At 64.4% G+C, this 17087-nt stretch carries 16 protein-coding genes; 7 read left to right on the plus strand and 9 right to left on the minus strand.

Features of this window, described 5'->3' with window-relative positions:
- The first annotated feature begins 8 nt into the window (after positions 1-8).
- From accD to FEV53_RS06320, 3 genes are all read left to right on the plus strand, one after another.
- Complete coding sequence (gene accD / locus FEV53_RS06310; protein ID WP_142833973.1) at positions 9-932, plus strand: acetyl-CoA carboxylase, carboxyltransferase subunit beta; 924 nt, start codon at positions 9-11, stop codon at positions 930-932.
- Positions 933-935: 3 nt separating this feature from the next.
- Positions 936-2210 carry a bifunctional folylpolyglutamate synthase/dihydrofolate synthase gene (locus FEV53_RS06315; protein WP_142833974.1) on the plus strand — a complete coding sequence of 425 codons (1275 nt, stop codon included), beginning with the start codon at positions 936-938 and terminating at the stop codon, positions 2208-2210.
- A gap of 171 nt (positions 2211-2381) precedes the next feature.
- On the plus strand, positions 2382-3227 hold the full coding sequence (locus tag FEV53_RS06320; protein ID WP_142833975.1) for a fumarylacetoacetate hydrolase family protein: 846 nt from the start codon (positions 2382-2384) through the stop codon (positions 3225-3227).
- Between the two features lie 59 nt (positions 3228-3286).
- Here the strand turns inward: FEV53_RS06320 and FEV53_RS06325 are convergent, their stop codons facing one another.
- The 4 genes from FEV53_RS06325 to FEV53_RS06340 are packed head-to-tail and all read right to left on the minus strand — an operon-like array spanning position 3287 to position 7441.
- On the minus strand, positions 3287-4120 hold the full coding sequence (locus FEV53_RS06325) for an ABC transporter permease (RefSeq protein ID WP_221931586.1): 834 nt from the start codon (positions 4118-4120) through the stop codon (positions 3287-3289).
- Between the two features lies 1 nt (position 4121).
- The gene (locus tag FEV53_RS06330) at positions 4122-5018 is read right to left on the minus strand and encodes an ABC transporter permease (protein WP_142833976.1); all 897 of its coding nucleotides are present in this window, start codon (positions 5016-5018) and stop codon (positions 4122-4124) included.
- A gap of 6 nt (positions 5019-5024) precedes the next feature.
- A complete protein-coding gene (locus tag FEV53_RS06335) occupies positions 5025-6368 on the minus strand; it encodes an ABC transporter substrate-binding protein (protein WP_221931587.1) in 1344 nt (447 codons plus the stop codon).
- 32 nt (positions 6369-6400) lie between these two features.
- Entirely contained in the window at positions 6401-7441 is a 1041-nt protein-coding gene (locus FEV53_RS06340) for an ABC transporter ATP-binding protein (protein ID WP_142833978.1), read from the minus strand.
- A gap of 156 nt (positions 7442-7597) precedes the next feature.
- Here FEV53_RS06340 and ilvA point away from each other — a divergent pair, with 156 nt between their 5' ends.
- Entirely contained in the window at positions 7598-8845 is a 1248-nt protein-coding gene (gene ilvA / locus FEV53_RS06345) for a threonine ammonia-lyase IlvA (RefSeq protein WP_142833979.1), read from the plus strand.
- A gap of 39 nt (positions 8846-8884) precedes the next feature.
- Here the strand turns inward: ilvA and FEV53_RS06350 are convergent, their stop codons facing one another.
- The gene (locus FEV53_RS06350) at positions 8885-9373 is read right to left on the minus strand and encodes a peroxiredoxin (RefSeq protein WP_142833980.1); all 489 of its coding nucleotides are present in this window, start codon (positions 9371-9373) and stop codon (positions 8885-8887) included.
- A gap of 72 nt (positions 9374-9445) precedes the next feature.
- Here FEV53_RS06350 and FEV53_RS06355 point away from each other — a divergent pair, with 72 nt between their 5' ends.
- From FEV53_RS06355 to FEV53_RS06365, 3 genes are read left to right on the plus strand one after another with little or no spacing between them, the layout of a single operon-like run.
- Complete coding sequence (locus FEV53_RS06355; protein ID WP_142833981.1) at positions 9446-10651, plus strand: NAD(P)/FAD-dependent oxidoreductase; 1206 nt, start codon at positions 9446-9448, stop codon at positions 10649-10651.
- On the plus strand, positions 10648-11214 hold the full coding sequence (gene rsmD, locus FEV53_RS06360) for a 16S rRNA (guanine(966)-N(2))-methyltransferase RsmD (RefSeq protein WP_142833982.1): 567 nt from the start codon (positions 10648-10650) through the stop codon (positions 11212-11214). The genes FEV53_RS06355 and rsmD overlap by 4 nt, the downstream gene beginning before the upstream one ends.
- A gap of 3 nt (positions 11215-11217) precedes the next feature.
- The gene (locus FEV53_RS06365; protein WP_142833983.1) at positions 11218-12150 is read left to right on the plus strand and encodes an ornithine cyclodeaminase family protein; all 933 of its coding nucleotides are present in this window, start codon (positions 11218-11220) and stop codon (positions 12148-12150) included.
- On the opposite strand, the gene iolB is transcribed toward FEV53_RS06365, so the two are convergent.
- From iolB to iolG, 4 genes are all read right to left on the minus strand, one after another.
- Positions 12147-12953: a 5-deoxy-glucuronate isomerase gene (gene iolB, locus FEV53_RS06370; protein ID WP_142833984.1), complete on the minus strand. Its 807-nt coding sequence runs from the start codon at positions 12951-12953 to the stop codon at positions 12147-12149. The two genes, FEV53_RS06365 and iolB, sit on opposite strands and share 4 nt — an antisense overlap.
- A 13-nt stretch (positions 12954-12966) precedes the next feature.
- The gene (locus FEV53_RS06375) at positions 12967-14112 is read right to left on the minus strand and encodes a phytanoyl-CoA dioxygenase family protein (protein WP_142833985.1); all 1146 of its coding nucleotides are present in this window, start codon (positions 14110-14112) and stop codon (positions 12967-12969) included.
- Between the two features lie 82 nt (positions 14113-14194).
- A complete protein-coding gene (gene iolD / locus FEV53_RS06380; RefSeq protein WP_142833986.1) occupies positions 14195-16015 on the minus strand; it encodes a 3D-(3,5/4)-trihydroxycyclohexane-1,2-dione acylhydrolase (decyclizing) in 1821 nt (606 codons plus the stop codon).
- Positions 16016-16057: 42 nt separating this feature from the next.
- Positions 16058-17062: an inositol 2-dehydrogenase gene (gene iolG, locus FEV53_RS06385; protein ID WP_142833987.1), complete on the minus strand. Its 1005-nt coding sequence runs from the start codon at positions 17060-17062 to the stop codon at positions 16058-16060.
- Positions 17063-17087: the final 25 nt, after the last annotated feature.

A 17087-nucleotide genomic window follows, 5' to 3' on the forward strand; every position in this document is an offset into this window, starting at 1 on the left:
CGGACCCGATGAACTGGATCACCAACTACGTCCGGCCGAAGATCGGCTCTTTTTTCACACGCCGTGAGACGCCCGACAATCTCTGGGCCAAGTGCTCCGAATGCGGCTCTATGCTGTTTCACAGAGAAATGGCCGAGCATCTGAACGTCTGCTCTCAATGCGGTCATCACATGCCGATCAGCCCTCGGGACCGGTTCACGGCGCTGTTCGACGGCGGGGCCTTCCGTGAGGTCGAGGTGCCGATGCCGATCACCGACCCCTTGCAGTTCAGGGACCAAAAGAAATACCCCGAGCGGCTGAAGGCCGCCCAGCGCGTCACCTCCGAAAAGGAGGCCATGCTGGTTGCGGAAGGTGAGCTGGGCGAGGTTCCCATCGTTGCCGCCGCGCAGGATTTCAGCTTCATGGCCGGATCCATGGGGATGTATGTGGGCAACGCTATCGTTGCTGCCGCCGAGGCCGCCGTGGCGGGCAAACGTCCGCTGGTGCTGTTCTCCGCCGCCGGGGGCGCGCGGATGCAGGAGGGCATTCTCTCCCTGATGCAGATGCCACGCACCACCGTTGCCGTGGAGATGCTGCGCGAGGCGAATCTACCCTATATCGTCGTGCTGACTCACCCCACGACCGGCGGGGTGACGGCCTCCTACGCGATGCTCGGGGACATCCAGATTTCTGAGCCGAACGCGCTGATCTGCTTTGCCGGACCCCGGGTGATCGAACAAACGATCCGCGAGACCCTTCCTGAGGGCTTCCAGCGGGCCGAATATCTGCTCGAACACGGGATGCTCGACCGGGTGACAGACCGCCGGGAGATGCGGGATGAGTTGATCACGCTCCTGCGGATGCTGACCGGCCGCGATGCTGCGGTGATGGCAGACCTGCCCGCCCCTGCGCAGGTTGAGGCTCCAGACACCGAAGAACAGAAAGCCGACTGACCGATGGACCACTCGAGCGGCTCGGACGCCATTCTGGAGCGGCTCCTGTCACTGCACCCGAAGGTTATCGACCTGTCGCTCGACCGGATGGAACGGGTGCTGGGTGCGCTCGGCAACCCCGAAGCACGCATCCCCCCGGCAATCCACCTCGCGGGAACCAATGGCAAAGGATCGACCCAGGCCATGATCCGCGCCGGTCTGGAGGCTGATGGGTCGCGGGTCCATGCTTATACCTCGCCGCACCTCGCCCGGTTTCATGAACGCATCCGGCTGGCCGGAGAGCTGATCTCCGAGCCTGCTCTGGCCCACCATCTGGCCCGCTGCGAGGCCGCCAATGATGGGCAGCCGATCACCTTTTTCGAGATCACCACCGCCGCCGCCTTTCTCGCCTTTGCCGAAACGCCTGCGGACTGGACCTTGCTGGAGGTGGGGCTGGGCGGTCGCCTCGACGCCACAAATGTGATGACCCCGGCTCTGTCGGTGATCACGCCCGTGTCCATCGACCACCAGCAGTTCCTCGGCGAGACCCTGCCTGAAATCGCGGGTGAAAAGGCGGGGATTATTAAGCGGGGCGTGCCCTGCGTGGTTGGCCCGCAAGAAGACGCCGCGCTGGCGGTGATCGAGGCCCGCGCCGAACGTCTCCGTGCGCCGCTTTTGGCCTATGGGCAGCACTGGCATGTCTGGGAAGAACGTGGGCGGCTGATCTTTCAGGACGAGCGCGGCCTCTTGGATCTGCCCCTGCCGAACCTCCCCGGCGGGCATCAGATCGTGAACGCGGGCGCTGCGCTGGCAGCCCTGCGCCATCTGGACGCCTCCGAAGACGCGTGTGAGGCCGCCGTGACCCGCGCCGACTGGCCCGCCCGGATGCAGCGCTTGACCCGCGGGCCATTGATCGAGGCCTCCGGAACTGCCGAGCTCTACCTCGATGGTGGCCACAACCCGGCCGCAGGCGAGGCCGTGGCCGCTGTTCTGGCCACCCTGCCGAAACGCCCGACCCATCTGGTCTGCGGCATGCTGAACACCAAGGATATCGGCGGCTTTCTCCGGCCTCTGGCTGCGCAAGCCGTGTCCTTGACCGCTGTGTCGATCCCCGGGGAAGCCAATACCTTGCCCGCCCAGGAAACTGCCGCAGCCGCCCGCGCCGTGGGCATCGACGCGGATACCGCAGACAGCGTGCGGGACGCCGTCACCGCGATCACCGCCAGCGATCCAGCCGCGCGCATCCTGATCTGTGGGTCGCTTTATCTCGCCGGGCGGATACTGCGCGAGAACGGCTGAGGCGATTTCCCGATCAGTTTACGCGACCCACCGCGACATCGGAGTCCCCGAAAAGGCCTGCGGATCCGCTCACAATGCCCCATTGACAATCATCGGACGAGTTTGCCCCATACTCACGGCCGCCACGGTGGGGCCGATGGCGATGCGAGCCAGCATCTGGGGAGGACGAGGATGAAACTTCTGCGATTTGGATCAAAGGGGACGGAGCGCCCCGGTCTTCTCGACGCCGATGGTCGGATCCGCGATCTCTCCGGCCACGCACCGGACTTCGCCGGCGAGAACGTATCGCTTGCGGCGCTCGATCTGCTCAGGGAGATTGACACAGATGCGTTGCCGATTGTGGAAAATCCGGGCCGCATCGGCTGCTGCCTCGCCACGGTTCCGAACTTTTACTGCATCGGCCTGAACTATACACTCCATGCGCAGGAAAGCGGAATGCCACCGCCTTCCGAGCCGATCCTGTTCTCCAAAGCAACCTCCTGCCTGTCCGGTCCTTTCGACCCGGTGGTTCTGCCCCGTGGCTCGGAGAAAAGCGACTGGGAGGTCGAGCTTGGCGTCGTGATCGGCGCAACGGCCTATGAGGTCAGCGAAGACGATGCTCTGGACTATGTCGCCGGCTATTGCACGGTGAATGACGTCTCGGAGCGGTCGTTCCAGCTGGACCGGCAGGGACAGTGGATCAAAGGTAAATCCGCGCCAGGTTTCGGGCCGGTTGGCCCCTATCTCGTCACGGCAGATGAGGTGCCCGATCCGCAAAACCTGCGCGTTTCCCTCGACCTGAACGGTGTAACAGTGCAGAACTCGAATACTTCGGACATGATTTTTGGCGTGCGCCAGATCATCAGCTATCTGAGCCGGTTCATGGAATTGCGTCCCGGGGACATCATTGCCACTGGCACGCCGTCCGGGGTCGGCATGGGAATGAAGCCGCAGCGCTTTCTGAAACCCGGCGATGTGATGGAGGTCGAAGTCGAAGGACTGGGCCGTCAGCTTCTGGAAACCGTCGCTGCCCGTTAGGTGTTGGCATCATGTGCTCGACCGTGCAGCCCTAGCAGGGGGCTGCCCATCCCGGACACTCAGTTTCCAAACCCTTGGCCAAACGCCTCTTCCCTCAGAAACCTCTCTGAGATCAGCAGCATGGCGATCCCCGGCACCGTGACGATCAGAGCGATCCCAGCGCCGGTGGCATCAATCTGGCCTCCCGAAATCTTGGAGAAGAGGAGCGTGGGGAGGGTGACGATCTTGCCCTGCCCCAGCAGGAAGGTCAGCAGGAAGATATTCGTCGAGACGAGAAAGCTGAACAGCGCCCCGGCCACCACGCCCGGCATGAGCATCGGCAAGGTTACAAGGCGCAACACCTGCCAGCGTGAAGCGCCAAGGATCATGGCCTGCTCCTCGAACTCGCGGCCGAGCCCCTGCCAGACGGAGGTAAGCATCCGGATCATGTAAGGGATGGTCGGGATCAGGTGAGCGATGATGATGCCTGTATAGGTCCCCGCCAGCCCCAGCCGGATGAACATCATCAATAACGCGATGCCGATGGCGGTCTCGGGTACGATGAGCGGCAGGGACAGGCCGAATTCCAGCAGGCTCTTGCCCCGGAACCGATCCCGCGCCAGCACCTTGGCGGCGGGCAGGCAGATGGCGAGGCAAATCGCGGTGACGATACCGCCGATCAGGACCGTGTTGAGGGTCGCCTCCCAGATCCGACTGTAGGGGGACAGGACGTAGTCCCAGGCCAGAGGGATCGGTGATTTTTCGCGTTGCTCCAGCCACCATGTCCCCGGCAGGAGATCAGGCCAGGCCCAGCGGAAGGCGAAGCTCTGAATGATCAGCGGCAGGAACGGGCCGAGGATGAAGCCCGCGATCAGGAACAGGTAGATTTTCTGAAACGGTGACAAGCGGCCCATCTCAGCGCCGCCCCATCCGGCGTTCCTGCCAGCGATAGAGCGCCAGCCATGCAAACAGGATCAGCCCCGCCACAAGCGCGATAGACACCACCACTGCCATGCCCTGAATTTGCAGCGTGTAGTCGGCGTCGTTAAAATAGCGCCACGCGACCACGGGCAGCGTGTCCGGATAGCCGCCCCCGAGGATGAACGGCGCCTCGAACGCGCCAACGTTGAAGGCAAAGCAGATGAGCGCCGCCGAGACGATCCCGGGCAGGATCTGGGGCAAGGTCACCCGCCAGAAGATCTGACGCCGGTTCGCGCCGAGGATCGCAGCAGCTTCGGAGGTGTCGCGCCCGATCCCGAGCAGCACCGCATAGACCGACAGTGCGACAAAAGGCGTCTGTTTCCAGACATATACGGCGATGATGCCCCAGCCGTAATGGGTGTTGAGGATACGGGGAAACTCTCCGGGCGAGTCGATCAGACCCACAAAAGCGGCCAGCCGCGACACCATCCCCCCATTGCCCAGCATCAGAACCGCCAGCGCGATACCCACCGTGTAGGGGATCATCAGCGGCAGTTTGTAGATGTATTTGTAGAGCCGCTGGCCCCGGAAAGCCCGCACCAGTGCAAGTGCAAGCGCAGTCCCGAGGATCAGGGCGAGCCCCGTGGCGGCGAGCGCGTAGGCCAGCGTCAGGCCCAGAGAGACCCAGAAATCCGCTGATCCCCAGAGTGATCCGAAATAGCTGGGATCGGGGAACGTGTTCACCCCAAACCACGGCGCGAACCCCAGTGACTGGGCCAGTGCCAGCACCAGCGCTCCGCCAAACAACAGCACCAGCACACTCAGCACCGGCGCCAGTTGCGCCGCCCGCCACAAACGCGCACGGGCGTCGGGAGATGTGGTGGGCGGCATAGGGTCTTACTGGCCCAGCGTTTCGTAGGCGCGTTGGACGAGCGCCTCGATCCCCTCGGTGCTGTCACGCTCGATGTAGTCCAGCCAGACGGCCTCGATCACATCCACCAGCGTCGCGTTGGTGTCGGGGACCGCGTTCGCCTCAAGATCTTCCTCGGTCAGGGCGATCAGGCCCGGCGAGGCGCTTTCCAGCGCTGCGCGATCTGACAGTTCCAGCGTCCAGCCGTCGATTCCTGCCGGGAAACCGGTGGCTTCCAGCTTCGTCGCCTGCGCATCCACCGTGGTCATCCAGTCCACCAGCACCAGAGCGGCCGCCGGGTTCGGGGCGTTGGCAGGGATGGCGAGGTAGTTCTTGTTCTTGATCATGCCCTTTTCGGGGAAAATGAACTCCCGCGCAGCTTCCGGATAGGTGCCGGTGGAGAGGCCGGTGGACACCGCGTAGATGCCGAACTTGCAGTTAAAATCGACCTCGCCGTTCAGAAACATCCCGTCAATGGCAGCCGGATCTTCGGGGTAGCGGGCGCCGCTGTCGGAGCCGTTAAGCAACAGCGGCTCCAGAGACTTCAGGTACTCCAGCCCCGGCGCGATCAGACGGGCCAGCTCCTCCGGCGCAATGTCGTCGCGGTTCTGCTGAAACGGTTCAGCACCGGTGCCGTCAGGGTTGAACGCATAAACGGCCTGCTGGACGAAGGTATTCCCGAGATAATGGGGCGGCTTCACATAGGTAAACCGGCCCGGGTTCTCGGTCAGGTAGGCTTTGAGTTGGTCGAATGTGGCGGGCAGAGCATCCTCTTCGACCGTATCGCCGTTATAAGCGCAGACATATTGCTCGCCCGACCAGGGCATCTCGGCCCCGCCGGTTTCGACCCCAAAATCACGAAGGTTCAGGAGCGACCGGGGATCCTCGGCGTTCCACTCGATATTCGCCGACGTCGGCAGGAGTTGGGCAAAGCTGCCAAAAAGGCCATCCTGCACTTTCAGCGTGGCAAAGTTCTCACCATTGACCCAGAGCACGTCCACTGATCCATCACCGAGGCGTTTGCCTGCGGCCTTTTCGGCGAGAATTACATCGACCACGTCCTTGGTCGAGGTGATACGGATCGGGTTCAGGGTGACGCCCTTGGTGGCCAGAGCGGGCACAGCCATGCTGTCGACCCAAACGTTCAGCAAGTCAGAGCCACCCCAGTAGTAGAAATTCACCTCGCCCTCATCGCGGGCGCGGGCTTCCACGGCAGGCCAGCCGGTTTCGCCCGCCAGAAATGCATCCCGGAACGCGGCAGCATCCTGCGCCAATGCCAAGGGTGCCGTGGTCAGGGTCAAAAGCCCCGCGAGTGCGACTGTCCGTTTCATTCTTTTCTCCCGCAGTTTGGGCCAAGACCCTGTCATTCTGGTATAATCCACATGTGTTCCGGCGCCAGCTTCAGCCAGACCGGCGCCCCGAGTTCAAGCATTCTGCGCGCCTGTTCAGTGACATTCACGTGAGTATTTTGACACGCAACCGAGTAGCTGACCGTCGCACCGAAAAACTCGCGGGCAATGATGCGACCTTCGATATCTGTGGGGGCCGTGCGCTCTGTCCCTATATCGATGAGCTCGCTGCGCGCCATGACGTGCACCGCGTCGCCGGTCTGTCCCTGACGCCAGGGGCAAACCAGCGTTCCCAACGGCGTGTCCACAAGGTCAGGATCCCGCAACCGTCCGGGCACGAGATTTGTCGCGCCCAAAAACCGCGCAACGTTGAGGCTGGCGGGCTTGCGATACAGCCGGTCAGGCGCACCGTACTGCGCCAACCGCCCGTCGAAGATCACCGCGACGCGGTCGGCAAGCTCCATCGCTTCGACCTGATCGTGGGTGACGAAAATCGTCGTAATTCCCAGCCGCTGTTGCAACTCCCGGATAAAGCGTCGCATCTCGCCCCGGAGGCCGGTGTCGAGATTGGCCAGCGGCTCGTCCATCATCAGCACATCCGGTTCGGTGATCAGCGTCCGCGCGATGGCCACCCGCTGCATCTGCCCGCCCGAGAGCTGCGACGGGAACCGCTTCCGATACTCCGAGAGCTGCACCACGCCGAGAATCTCCGCGACCCGCTCCGCGATCTCGGATTTCGGCAGCCCACGTATGCTCAGTCCGAATGCCACGTTCTTCTCAACGGTCATGTGCGGGAAAAGGGCGTAACGCTGGAACACCATGCCCACATTGCGCTCCTGAACGCTCACCCCGGAGACATCGCGCCCTTCAAAGAGGATCTGACCCGCGCTCGGCGTCTCCAGCCCGGAAATCATCCGCAGTGTCGTGGTCTTGCCGCAGCCCGATGGCCCCAGCAGCGCCACCAGTTCGCCGTCTGGAATGCGCAGATCGAGCGCCTCGATGGCGACCTCATCCCCAAAGCGCTTGGCCACCGATCTGAGCTGAACTTCTGTCACGCACACTCCCTCGCGGCTCACCCTGACGTGGCGCGCTTTTGCCAGCAAGGGCAAAGAAATACACCTCACGATCCCGTGGCGGAGATGCAGCGCCAGCTTGCGATCTGATCCGGTCTGGGCGATGCAGGGAGACTGTCACCCTGCGCGAGAGAGCCCATGAACGATTTCACCGACACCGCCCTCGCCATCACTGCCCGCCTGCGCGCGATGTTTCCGGCGACGCCGCTGCAAAAGAATGCCTATCTCAGCCAGAAATACGAGGCCGAGATCTGGCTGAAGCGCGAGGACCTGACGCCCGTCCGCTCCTACAAGATCCGGGGCGCCTTCAACGCCATGCGCAAGGCCCGCGAGGCAAACCCTGATCAGACGCTGTTCGTTGCTGCGAGTGCGGGCAATCACGCGCAGGGGGTGGCCTTTAACTGCGCGCATTTCGGCGTGCGTGGGGTGATCTTCATGCCGGTGACCACGCCAAAACAAAAGGTCGATAAGACCCGGGCTTTTGGCGGCGAGCATGTCGAGATCAAGCTGATCGGCGACTATTTCGACGAAACCCTTCGGGTCGCGCAGGAGTTCTGCGCCGCCGAGGGCGGGCATTTTCTCGCCCCCTTCGACGATCCTTTTGTCATCGAGGGGCAGTCGAGCGTCGCGGTGGAAATCCTCGAAGAACTGGGCGACGCGCCCGATCTGGTGGTTCTGCCCGTGGGCGGCGGCGGCCTGTCTTCGGGCATCAAACGCTATTTCGAAGCAGTGGGCGCCGAAATCCCGCTGGTTCTGGTCGAGCCTACCGGTGGCGCCAGTCTGACCGCCGCGCTGGCCGCAGGCGAGCCGGTGGCGCTGCCGCAGGTGGACAGTTTTGTGGACGGCGCGTCGGTGGCCAAAATCGGCGCGCGAAACTTTGACATCCTGCGTGATGTGCCACCCAAGAGCGTACTGCTGTCGCCGGAGGATCGGGTCTGCGAAACGATCCTCGAAATGCTGAATGTCGAAGGCGTGGTTCTGGAACCTGCCGGAGCCCTGTCGGTGGACGTGCTGCCCGAACTGGCCGACCAGATCCGGGGCAAGCGCGTGGTCTGCGTCACCTCCGGCGGCAATTTCGACTTTGAGCGCCTGCCCGAGGTGAAGGAACGCGCCCAGCGCCATGCGGGGCTGAAAAAGTATTTCATCCTGCGTATGCCCCAGCGCCCGGGCGCGCTCAGGGATTTTCTGGAGATGCTGGGTCCCGAAGACGACATCGCCCGGTTCGAGTACCTGAAAAAATCAGCCCGGAACTTCGGCTCGGTGCTGATCTGCATCGAGACCACGCAGCCGCAGAATTTCGACGTTCTGTTCGAGCGGCTCGACCGGGCGGACTTCGCCTATCGCGATATCACCGACGATCAGATTCTCGCCGAATTCCTCGTGTGAGGGCGCGGCCTGCCCGACGCCGGGCAGGCCCTCAGCCTGTCAGAGCGTCGAGAGGATATATTCGCCGCCGCTGGTGTTGCAGGTGCCGGGTTCGTCTTCGTCGAGGGTCAGGACCACACCGTCTTCAACCACCATCGCATAGCGCTTGGAGCGGTCGTAGAACCCAACCGGCGGGGCAGTAAAGCTCATGCCGATGGCCTTGGAATACTCCGCCGCCGAATCGCCAAGGATCGTGATCCCGGCCTCTGCGGCGCCCGTATCCTTGCCCCATTGCGCCAGCACAAACGGATCGTTGACCGAAATGCAGATGATTTCGTCGATCCCCTTTTCACGAAGCGCGTCGGCGTTCCGCACGAAAGACGGCATATGCGCCGCCGTGCAGGTGCGCGTATAGGCGCCTGGCAGGCCAAAGATGACCACCTTGCGGCCCTCCAGCTTCTCCCGGAGCTGGACCTCACCGGGGCCGCTTTCGTCGTCGAAAATCAGGAAAGTAGCGTCGGGCAGACGGTCGCCGGTCTTGATGGCCATGAGCGAACTCCTTTGCGTTGGACTCATGCACGTTTATAGGCGGGTGAGCAGCGCTTTCCAGAGGGGGCCGGGATGGATCACATTGTTGTCGTGGGCGGCGGGCAGGCCGGGCAGTCGGTCGTCGAGACGCTCCGGACCAAGGGATATGCCGGTCGGCTGACCCTGATCTGCGGCGAGCCGCACCTGCCCTACCAGCGCCCGCCTTTGTCGAAGGCCTATCTCCTGGGCGAGATGACCCGTGAGCGGCTGCTCCTGCGCCCGCAGGATTGGTATGACGAGCGTGCGGTCGATCTGCGTCTGGGCACCCGCGCCGAGGCGCTGGACCCGGTGGCCCGGACGGTGCGGGTTGGGGACGAGGTTCTGGGCTATGACGGGCTGGTGCTGACCCCGGGTCTCGGCGCGCGCAGCCTGCCTGCGGAGATTGGGGGTAATCTGGAGAACGTCTTTACCATCCGGACACTGGCCGATGTGGACGCGCTGGAGGCGCCTCTGACATCGGCGCGGCACGTGGTTGTGGTAGGCGGCGGGTATATCGGTCTTGAGGCCGCCGCCGTCGCGCGCAAGCTCGGGGCCGAGGTGACCGTGCTGGAGGCCGGAGAGCGGATCCTTGGCCGTGTCGCCTGCGCCGAGACCGCCGATGCCATGCGCTCGCTACACCAGAGCCATGGTGTGACCCTGCGCGAGGGCGTCACGCTGGAGCGGCTGACGGGCGACACCCGCGTGACTGGAGCGGTGCTCTCGGATGGCGAGGAGATTGCCGCCGACCTGGTCATCGTCGGCATCGGCCTCTGCCCCGCCTGTCCCATCGCGGAGGAGGCCGGGCTGGAAATAGCGGGGGGGATCGTCACAGATGCGCGTGGCCGGACGAGTGCCGAAGGCATTTGGGCGGCGGGCGATGTGGCTGTCTTCCCCTATCAAGGCCAGCCGACGCGGCTCGAAAGCGTGCAGAACGCCATCGACATGGGCGCTGCCCTGGCCTCTGACATGCTGGGTCAGGGTCAGGATTACGTGCCGGTGCCGTGGTTCTGGTCCGACCAATATGACATGAAACTGCAGATCGCCGGTCTTGCGCGCGACTATGACAGGATCATCACGCGAACAGACGGTGACGGTGTGTCCCACTGGTACTATGCGGGCGACCGCTTCGTGGCGGTCGATGCGCTGAACGACCCCCGTGCCTTCATGGTCGGCAAGCGTCTGGTCTCCATGGACAAATCCCCCGATCCCGATGCCGTGGCAGACCCCGCAACCGAGCTGAAGACGCTCCTGCGCGGATGAGGATCATCGGCGGCAGTCACGGAGGCCGGGTTCTGGCCAGCGTCGGCAAGGGCGACCCCGGCGCCCATCTGCGACCCACCACCGACCGGGTGCGCGAGAGCCTGTTTTCCGCGCTGGAGGGCGGGCGGTTTGGCGATCCGATCGAAGGCGCGCGGGTGCTGGATCTCTTTGCCGGGACAGGGGCGCTGGGGCTTGAGGCCCTGTCGCGCGGCGCGGCGCATGTGACCTTTGTCGAAAACGGGCGGGTGGCGCTGGGGCTCCTTGGCCGTAACATCGCGAGCCTCGGCGAGGCTGCCCGGACTCGCGTGGTCAAATCCAACGCGACCCGACTGCGTGAGGCGTCGGCGGCCGCAGCGCTGGTCTTCCTGGACCCGCCTTATGGCAAAGGCCTTGGCGCGCCCGCGCTCACCGCTGCGCTGGCAGGCGGATGGATCGCCCCCGGCGCGCTGATCGTCTGGGAGGACGCCTCCGAGGCCGCCCTGCCCCACGGCCTCAGCCGTCTCGACGCGCGGCGATACGGCGATACCTGGATCACATTTGCCCGACACGGCGACGGAGATTGAGCGATGGCACTACGAATGATCACGGGTGACGACCTGCCCGACGCCCCGGACTGGCACGCAGCGGTCGCGGCGCTGGAGGCCGGACACCGGCTGCCCCGCGCTGAAGTCGGCGACATCTTTCTCGGCCCTGCGGGACGCACCCTGCTCAGCCGGGGCGCGCGGATTGAGGGGCTGGGCTTCGGCCAGAAATCAGTGACGGTCTATGGCGACAATCCCAAAGCGGGCCTGCCCACAGTTCAGGGGGCCATGCTGCTGTTTGACGATACGCATGGCACCCCACTGGCAGTAATCGACAGCGCGCTGGTCACCGATCTGAAGACCGCTGCCGACTCGGTTCTGGGCGCCCGGCTCCTGGCGCGGTCGGACAGCCGGACCCTGCTCATCGCCGGAGCAGGGCAGGTGGCGCGCAATCTGGTCGCGGCCTATGGCGCGATCTTCCCGGCGCTGGAGCGGATTTTGATCTGGGCGCGGCGTCCCGAGCAAGCCCAGGCGCTGGTGGACAGCATCGACACTCCGCCCGCGCCACTGCAAGCTGTGGCCGATTTGACGAGCGCCGCCCGCGCGGCCGACATCATCTCCACTGCGACCATGGCGACAGCACCGATTCTGCGGGGCGACTGGCTCCGGCCCGGCACCCATGTGGATCTGATCGGCGCGTTCAAGGCGGATATGCGCGAAGCTGACGATACGGTCTTGAGGCGGGGCAGGCTGTTCGTGGACAGTCGCGACACCACCCTTGGCCATATCGGAGAGCTGATGATCCCCGTCTCGGAACGCGTCATCACGGCGCAGGATGTGGTGGGCGATCTCTACGATCTCGTCGCCGGGAGAGTTGGCCGTGAAACGCCGGAAGACATCACCGTGTTCAAGAACGGCGGTGGTGCACATCTGGACCTGATGATCGCCCGGATGATCCTTGAGCAGGCTGTTGCCTAGGCATCCCGCTCCATGATCCACTCAACCTCCGGCGCAGCTACAAAGCGCCATTTGCGCAGCGGACCCGCCATCACGTTGAGGTAATACATCTCGAACCCGTAGGGCGCGCCGCAGGGATGGTGACCGCGCGGCACGAGCACCACATCCCCGTCGCTGACCGCCATCGTTTCGTCGAGCCCCCCGTCATCGGTATAGACCCGCTGAATCCCAAAGCCCGAAGCGGGGTTCAGTCGGTGGTAATAGGTCTCTTCCAGATAGGTGATCCGGGGGAAGTCGTCTTCGTCATGACGATGGCTCGGGTAGCTGGACCAGTGCCCGGCGGGGGTGAAGACCTCGGTCACCAAGAGGCTGTCGGCCACATCCTCCGCCTCCATGGCGATGTTGTTGATATAGCGCGTGTTTGTGCCCTTGCCCCTCTCGGTCAGGGTGATGCCGTCGGGACCGATCCTGCGCGCCTCGTGGCCGCCCTTGCCCGGAGCCGAGCAGACAGCGACGGTGCAATCGGTTTCCGCGACCAGCGACCAGTCCTGCCCGTTCGGAACGTAGAGCGCATGGGGCGGCGTGCGCTCAAAAACGCTCATCCGGTCGCCCAAGATGCCCCAATCCTGCCCGGCAGCGGTGATCCGGGCCTTACCCTCGACCATCACCAGAATGACCTCGCGGTCGCCGGTCGCCTCTGCGGCACTCTCCCCTGCGCGCAGACGGTGGAGCGCAAAACCCACATAACGCCACCCCGCGCTCTCAGGCGTGATCCGGTGCACCTCGCCATGGGTGCCAAAGGGTTTTCTGAGCAGATCGGGCATGGGTCCTCCTCGTTCAGGGCAGGCGGCGGCGGGCCTGTGCGTCCAACGCCTCCGCAAACTCGGCCTCAGACCAGCCCGCGTCAAGCGCGCGGCGCATCAGCTCGGCCTGGCTCTCGGGGGCAAGTCCGCCTACGGGCGGATCGGTGTCGAGATTGGTTGGGAACGGGTAGCCCTCGGCGGTGGCGGCGATGGCGGCATCCCGTTCGGCCACGCTCAGCCCCGCGTCCCGCAACACCGGAAAGAGCGCTTTGGACATGGCGAGGCGGTCGAGGCTCTCCATGGCGCGGCCAAATGCGGAGGAGACCTGAAACAGGTTTGCCATGCGGTGAATGTCCGCGCTGCGATTCTCCCCCGCCGCGTGGAACAGGGCGGGGTTAAAGAACACCGCATCCCCTTTCTCCAGCGGCAACTGGATGCAGCGCGCCTCGAAAACCTCCGCATGTGAGGGGTCGTGGAACGCGACATAGCCGGGCTCATAGAGCTGCGAAAACGGCAGGAGCTTCGTCGGGCCGCTCTCCACCGGCATGTCACAATGGGCCACCGCGCCTTGCAAGGTCAGAGTGGCGGTGACCAAATGGGCGTGGACCGGGTACCGCGCGGCAGCCTCGGCGGTCTGAAAGCCGAGGTGGTAATCCCGGTGCGCGGACTGCGCCTGACCGCCGGGCCGGACCTGATTGATCTGCGTCGTCACCTGATAATTCGGACCCAGCCACGCCTCGCACACAGCGGCAACAGACGGGCTACCCATGTAGCGGGCGTAGTTTTCCGGGTCGCGGAGGCAATGTTTCTGCGCCGCGTTCCAGATCCGGTCATTGGCGCCGGAGGCTGCAAAGTGGTCGCCCTTGCCCGAGGCCCCGGCCCGCTCATCGGCGATGATCTGGTTATAGACCTCCGTTGCCTGGTCGATCACGGCAGGATCAGGCAGCGCGCCTTTGAGCACCAGCACACCAGCAGACCGGCCCAGTACAGACCCCCATTCCGACAGAACCGCGGTCCGCCGGATGGGATCAGTCAGGTCCCCAACCCGATAGAGCGGCACATTCTGCGCAATCTCGTCTGCCAGAGGCACCTCGGCCTGGGTCAATTGGCGGTCGATCAGCACCTTGAACGCGGCGAGATCGCCGGAATTGGCATCGAAAAACCCGTGATGCTGCGTCATTCAATCCTCCTCCCTGCTGAAAGACCCGCAAACAGGCGAGACCCACGCCACCCGATGGGAGCGCAGGTCTGCGTCATGCGTCTCAGAGCGCCTTTTGCAGCTTTTTCTTCTGCTCGTAGGTGGCGCGGGCGGCATTGACGGTCTCGCGCGGGCTGACCTCGGGGATGCCGACCTCCCACCACGACCCACCGTGCTCCGTTGAGGGGTAAGGATCCGTGTCGATCACCACCACGTAAGGCTTCTTATGCCCGTCGCGATTGGCCAGCGCTTCCTCCAGCTCAGCGATGGTGCTGACCTTTACCGATACGGCGCCCATGGCTTCGGCGTGCTTGGCAAAGTCAATGGCCGAGGGCGTCTCATGCACCGCATGGTCGAGCAGGTTGTTAAACTCTGCCCCGCCCGTGCCCATTTGCAGCCGGTTGATACAGCCAAAGCCCCGGTTATCCGTGATCACAACGGTAAAAGGGATGCCCATCATCGCGGCGGTCGCCATCTCGGAATTGGCCATCATATAGGTGCCGTCGCCGGTAAAACAGATCACGTCCCGCTCGGGCTCGGCCATCTTGATCGCCATGGCCCCGGCGATCTCGTAGCCCATGCAGCTAAAGCCGTATTCCATGTGATAGGAGCCCGGCTTGCCCGCTTTCCACAGCTTATGCAGCTCGCCCGGCATGGTGCCCGCAGCGCACATGACCACGGTCTCGTCCCGGGCCGCGCGCTGGACAGCGCCCACGACCTGCATATCCGTCGGAAGGGCGTTGCCCGTGGGCGCGTCGGTGAGCGGATCGACCTTGACGAACCAATCCGCCTTTTTGCCCGCATCCGGGGCCTCGGCGCGGTAATCGCCCAGAGCCTCGGACAGCTCTTGCAACCCGACCCGCGCATCGGCGAGCAGCGGCTCGGCGTGGTGCTTGGCCGCGTCATGGGCGTTCACGTTCAGTGTCGCGAGCTGACCGGAGAAAATGCTCCACGATCCGGTGGTGAAATCCTGCAGACGCGTGCCGACACCCAGCACCACATCCGCCTCGGCGCAGCGGTCATTGGCGGGCTCCCCGCCCGTGACCCCGATGGGCCCAAGGTTCAGCGGGTGATCCCAAGGCAGCGCTGACTTGCCCGCCTGCGTCTCGGCGATGGGCACGTTATGCGCCTCGGCAAAGACCTTCAGCGCCTCGGTCGCACCCGAATAGTGGACACCGCCACCGGCGACGATCACCGGGTTTTTCGCGGTCTTTAGCAGCTCGGCCACCCGCGACAGCTCGCCCAGATCGGGGCGGATGCGGCGCTGATGCCAGATCTTCGGCTCAAAGAACGCCTCGGGCCAGTCATAGGCCTCGGCCTGCACATCCTGACAGAGCGCCAGCGTCGCGGGACCACACTCAGCGGGGTCGGTCATCACGCGGAACGCGCGCGGCAGGGCGGTCAGGAGCTGCTCGGGCCGGGTGATCCGGTCGAAATAACGGCTGACGGGACGGAAACAGTCATTGGCCGAGGTGGTGCCATCCGTGTGCCCCTCGATCTGTTGCAGCACCGGGTCAGGGCCGCGATGGGCAAAGACATCGCCGGGCAGGAACAGAACCGGCAAGCGGTTCACATGGGCGAGCGCCGCAGCCGTCACCATGTTGGTGGCGCCCGGCCCGATGGAAGATGTCACCGCCATGGCGCGGCGGCGGCGGAGTTGTTTCGCGTAGGCGATGGCCGCGTGGGCCATGGTCTGCTCGTTATGGCCACGATAGGTCGGGAGCTCCTCGCGCACCTGATAGAGCGCTTCGCCCAGACCCGCGACGTTGCCGTGGCCAAAGATCGCCCAGCAACCTGCGAGGAAGGTCTCGCCGTCCTCGTTTTTTTGCGCCGCAATATAGCGCACCAGCGCCTGAGCTGCGGTCAATCGGATGGTTCCGCTCATCTCTTGTGTCTCCTGTGTCTCAGGCCCGGAGGCCCGGTCATTTTATCTGGTTAATTCATCAACCCGCACGGTCCGGCCCTCTGCCACGGACAGCACGGCGGCATCCGCCAGCAGCAGCGCCATCAGCCCGTCTTCACCCGTGGTGGGCGGGGGGGTGCCATCCCGAACCGCCTCGACAAAAGCGGTGATCTCGACGGCATAGGCGGCGGTGTAGCGGCTCATGAAGAAATTCAGCAGCGGCGGGCTGTGGAACCCGGCACTGTCGGCGATTTCGATATTGGCCTCGCGGTGGTTCTGCGCGCTGACCGCCCCGTCGGATCCCAGCACTTCGATGCGCTGGTCATAGCCATAGGTGGCACGGCGGGAGTTTGTGATCACAGCCTGCCGCCCTGATGCGGTCCGCAGGATCACGGTCGCGGTGTCATAATCGCCGAGCTTGCCGATCTCGGGGTCGGTCAGGACAGAAGCCTGCGCCGTGACGGTCTCCACCGGCTCCCCCAGGAGCCAGCGGGCCATGTCGAAATCGTGGATCGTCATGTCGCGAAAGATCCCGCCGGAGACCTTGATATACTCGGCCGGGGGCGGGCCCGGGTCACGGGAGGTCAGGGTGACCATCTCGACGGCGCCGATGCGGCCGGCGTCGATGGTTTGTTTCAGCGCACCGAAATCGGGATCGAAGCGGCGGTTGAACCCGACCATGAGCGTCGCCCCGGTGTCTTCGACCACGGCGAGGGCCGCGCGGACCCGGTCGGCATCCAGATCGATGGGCTTTTCGCAGAATATCGCCTTGCCGGCGCGGGCGAAGCGCTCGATCAGGTCGGCATGGGTGTCGGTGGGCGTGCAGATCGCCACCGCATCCACATCCCCAGCGGCCTCGATGGCCTCGATGCTGCGGATCTCGCAGCCAAAGGTTTCGGCGGCGGAAGTGGCGGCGGCCTCGCTCGGCTCGGCCATGGCCACCAGCGTGGCACCCGGCACGGCGGCGATGGCGCGCGCATGGGTGACGCCGATGCGGCCCGCGCCCAGAACAGCAAAACGAAGGGTCAAGGGAACCTCCCTCTGGTGAGGTGTG

This window comes from Palleronia caenipelagi (assembly GCF_007004065.1).
In the GTDB taxonomy this organism is placed as follows: domain Bacteria; phylum Pseudomonadota; class Alphaproteobacteria; order Rhodobacterales; family Rhodobacteraceae; genus Palleronia; species Palleronia caenipelagi.

What these genes read in the sequence shown, in the direction of transcription:
- accD (WP_142833973.1), top strand. Translation starts at nt 9, where the DNA reads ATGAACTGGATCACCAACTACGTCCGGCCGAAGATCGGCTCTTTTTTC.
- FEV53_RS06315 (WP_142833974.1), top strand. Translation starts at nt 936, where the DNA reads ATGGACCACTCGAGCGGCTCGGACGCCATTCTGGAGCGGCTCCTGTCA.
- FEV53_RS06320 (WP_142833975.1), top strand. Translation starts at nt 2,382, where the DNA reads ATGAAACTTCTGCGATTTGGATCAAAGGGGACGGAGCGCCCCGGTCTT.
- FEV53_RS06325 (WP_221931586.1), bottom strand. Translation starts at nt 4,120, where the DNA reads ATGGGCCGCTTGTCACCGTTTCAGAAAATCTACCTGTTCCTGATCGCG.
- FEV53_RS06330 (WP_142833976.1), bottom strand. Translation starts at nt 5,018, where the DNA reads ATGCCGCCCACCACATCTCCCGACGCCCGTGCGCGTTTGTGGCGGGCG.
- FEV53_RS06335 (WP_221931587.1), bottom strand. Translation starts at nt 6,368, where the DNA reads ATGAAACGGACAGTCGCACTCGCGGGGCTTTTGACCCTGACCACGGCA.
- ilvA (WP_142833979.1), top strand. Translation starts at nt 7,598, where the DNA reads ATGAACGATTTCACCGACACCGCCCTCGCCATCACTGCCCGCCTGCGC.
- FEV53_RS06350 (WP_142833980.1), bottom strand. Translation starts at nt 9,373, where the DNA reads ATGGCCATCAAGACCGGCGACCGTCTGCCCGACGCTACTTTCCTGATT.
- FEV53_RS06355 (WP_142833981.1), top strand. Translation starts at nt 9,446, where the DNA reads ATGGATCACATTGTTGTCGTGGGCGGCGGGCAGGCCGGGCAGTCGGTC.
- rsmD (WP_142833982.1), top strand. Translation starts at nt 10,648, where the DNA reads ATGAGGATCATCGGCGGCAGTCACGGAGGCCGGGTTCTGGCCAGCGTC.
- FEV53_RS06365 (WP_142833983.1), top strand. Translation starts at nt 11,218, where the DNA reads ATGGCACTACGAATGATCACGGGTGACGACCTGCCCGACGCCCCGGAC.
- iolB (WP_142833984.1), bottom strand. Translation starts at nt 12,953, where the DNA reads ATGCCCGATCTGCTCAGAAAACCCTTTGGCACCCATGGCGAGGTGCAC.
- FEV53_RS06375 (WP_142833985.1), bottom strand. Translation starts at nt 14,112, where the DNA reads ATGACGCAGCATCACGGGTTTTTCGATGCCAATTCCGGCGATCTCGCC.
- iolD (WP_142833986.1), bottom strand. Translation starts at nt 16,015, where the DNA reads ATGAGCGGAACCATCCGATTGACCGCAGCTCAGGCGCTGGTGCGCTAT.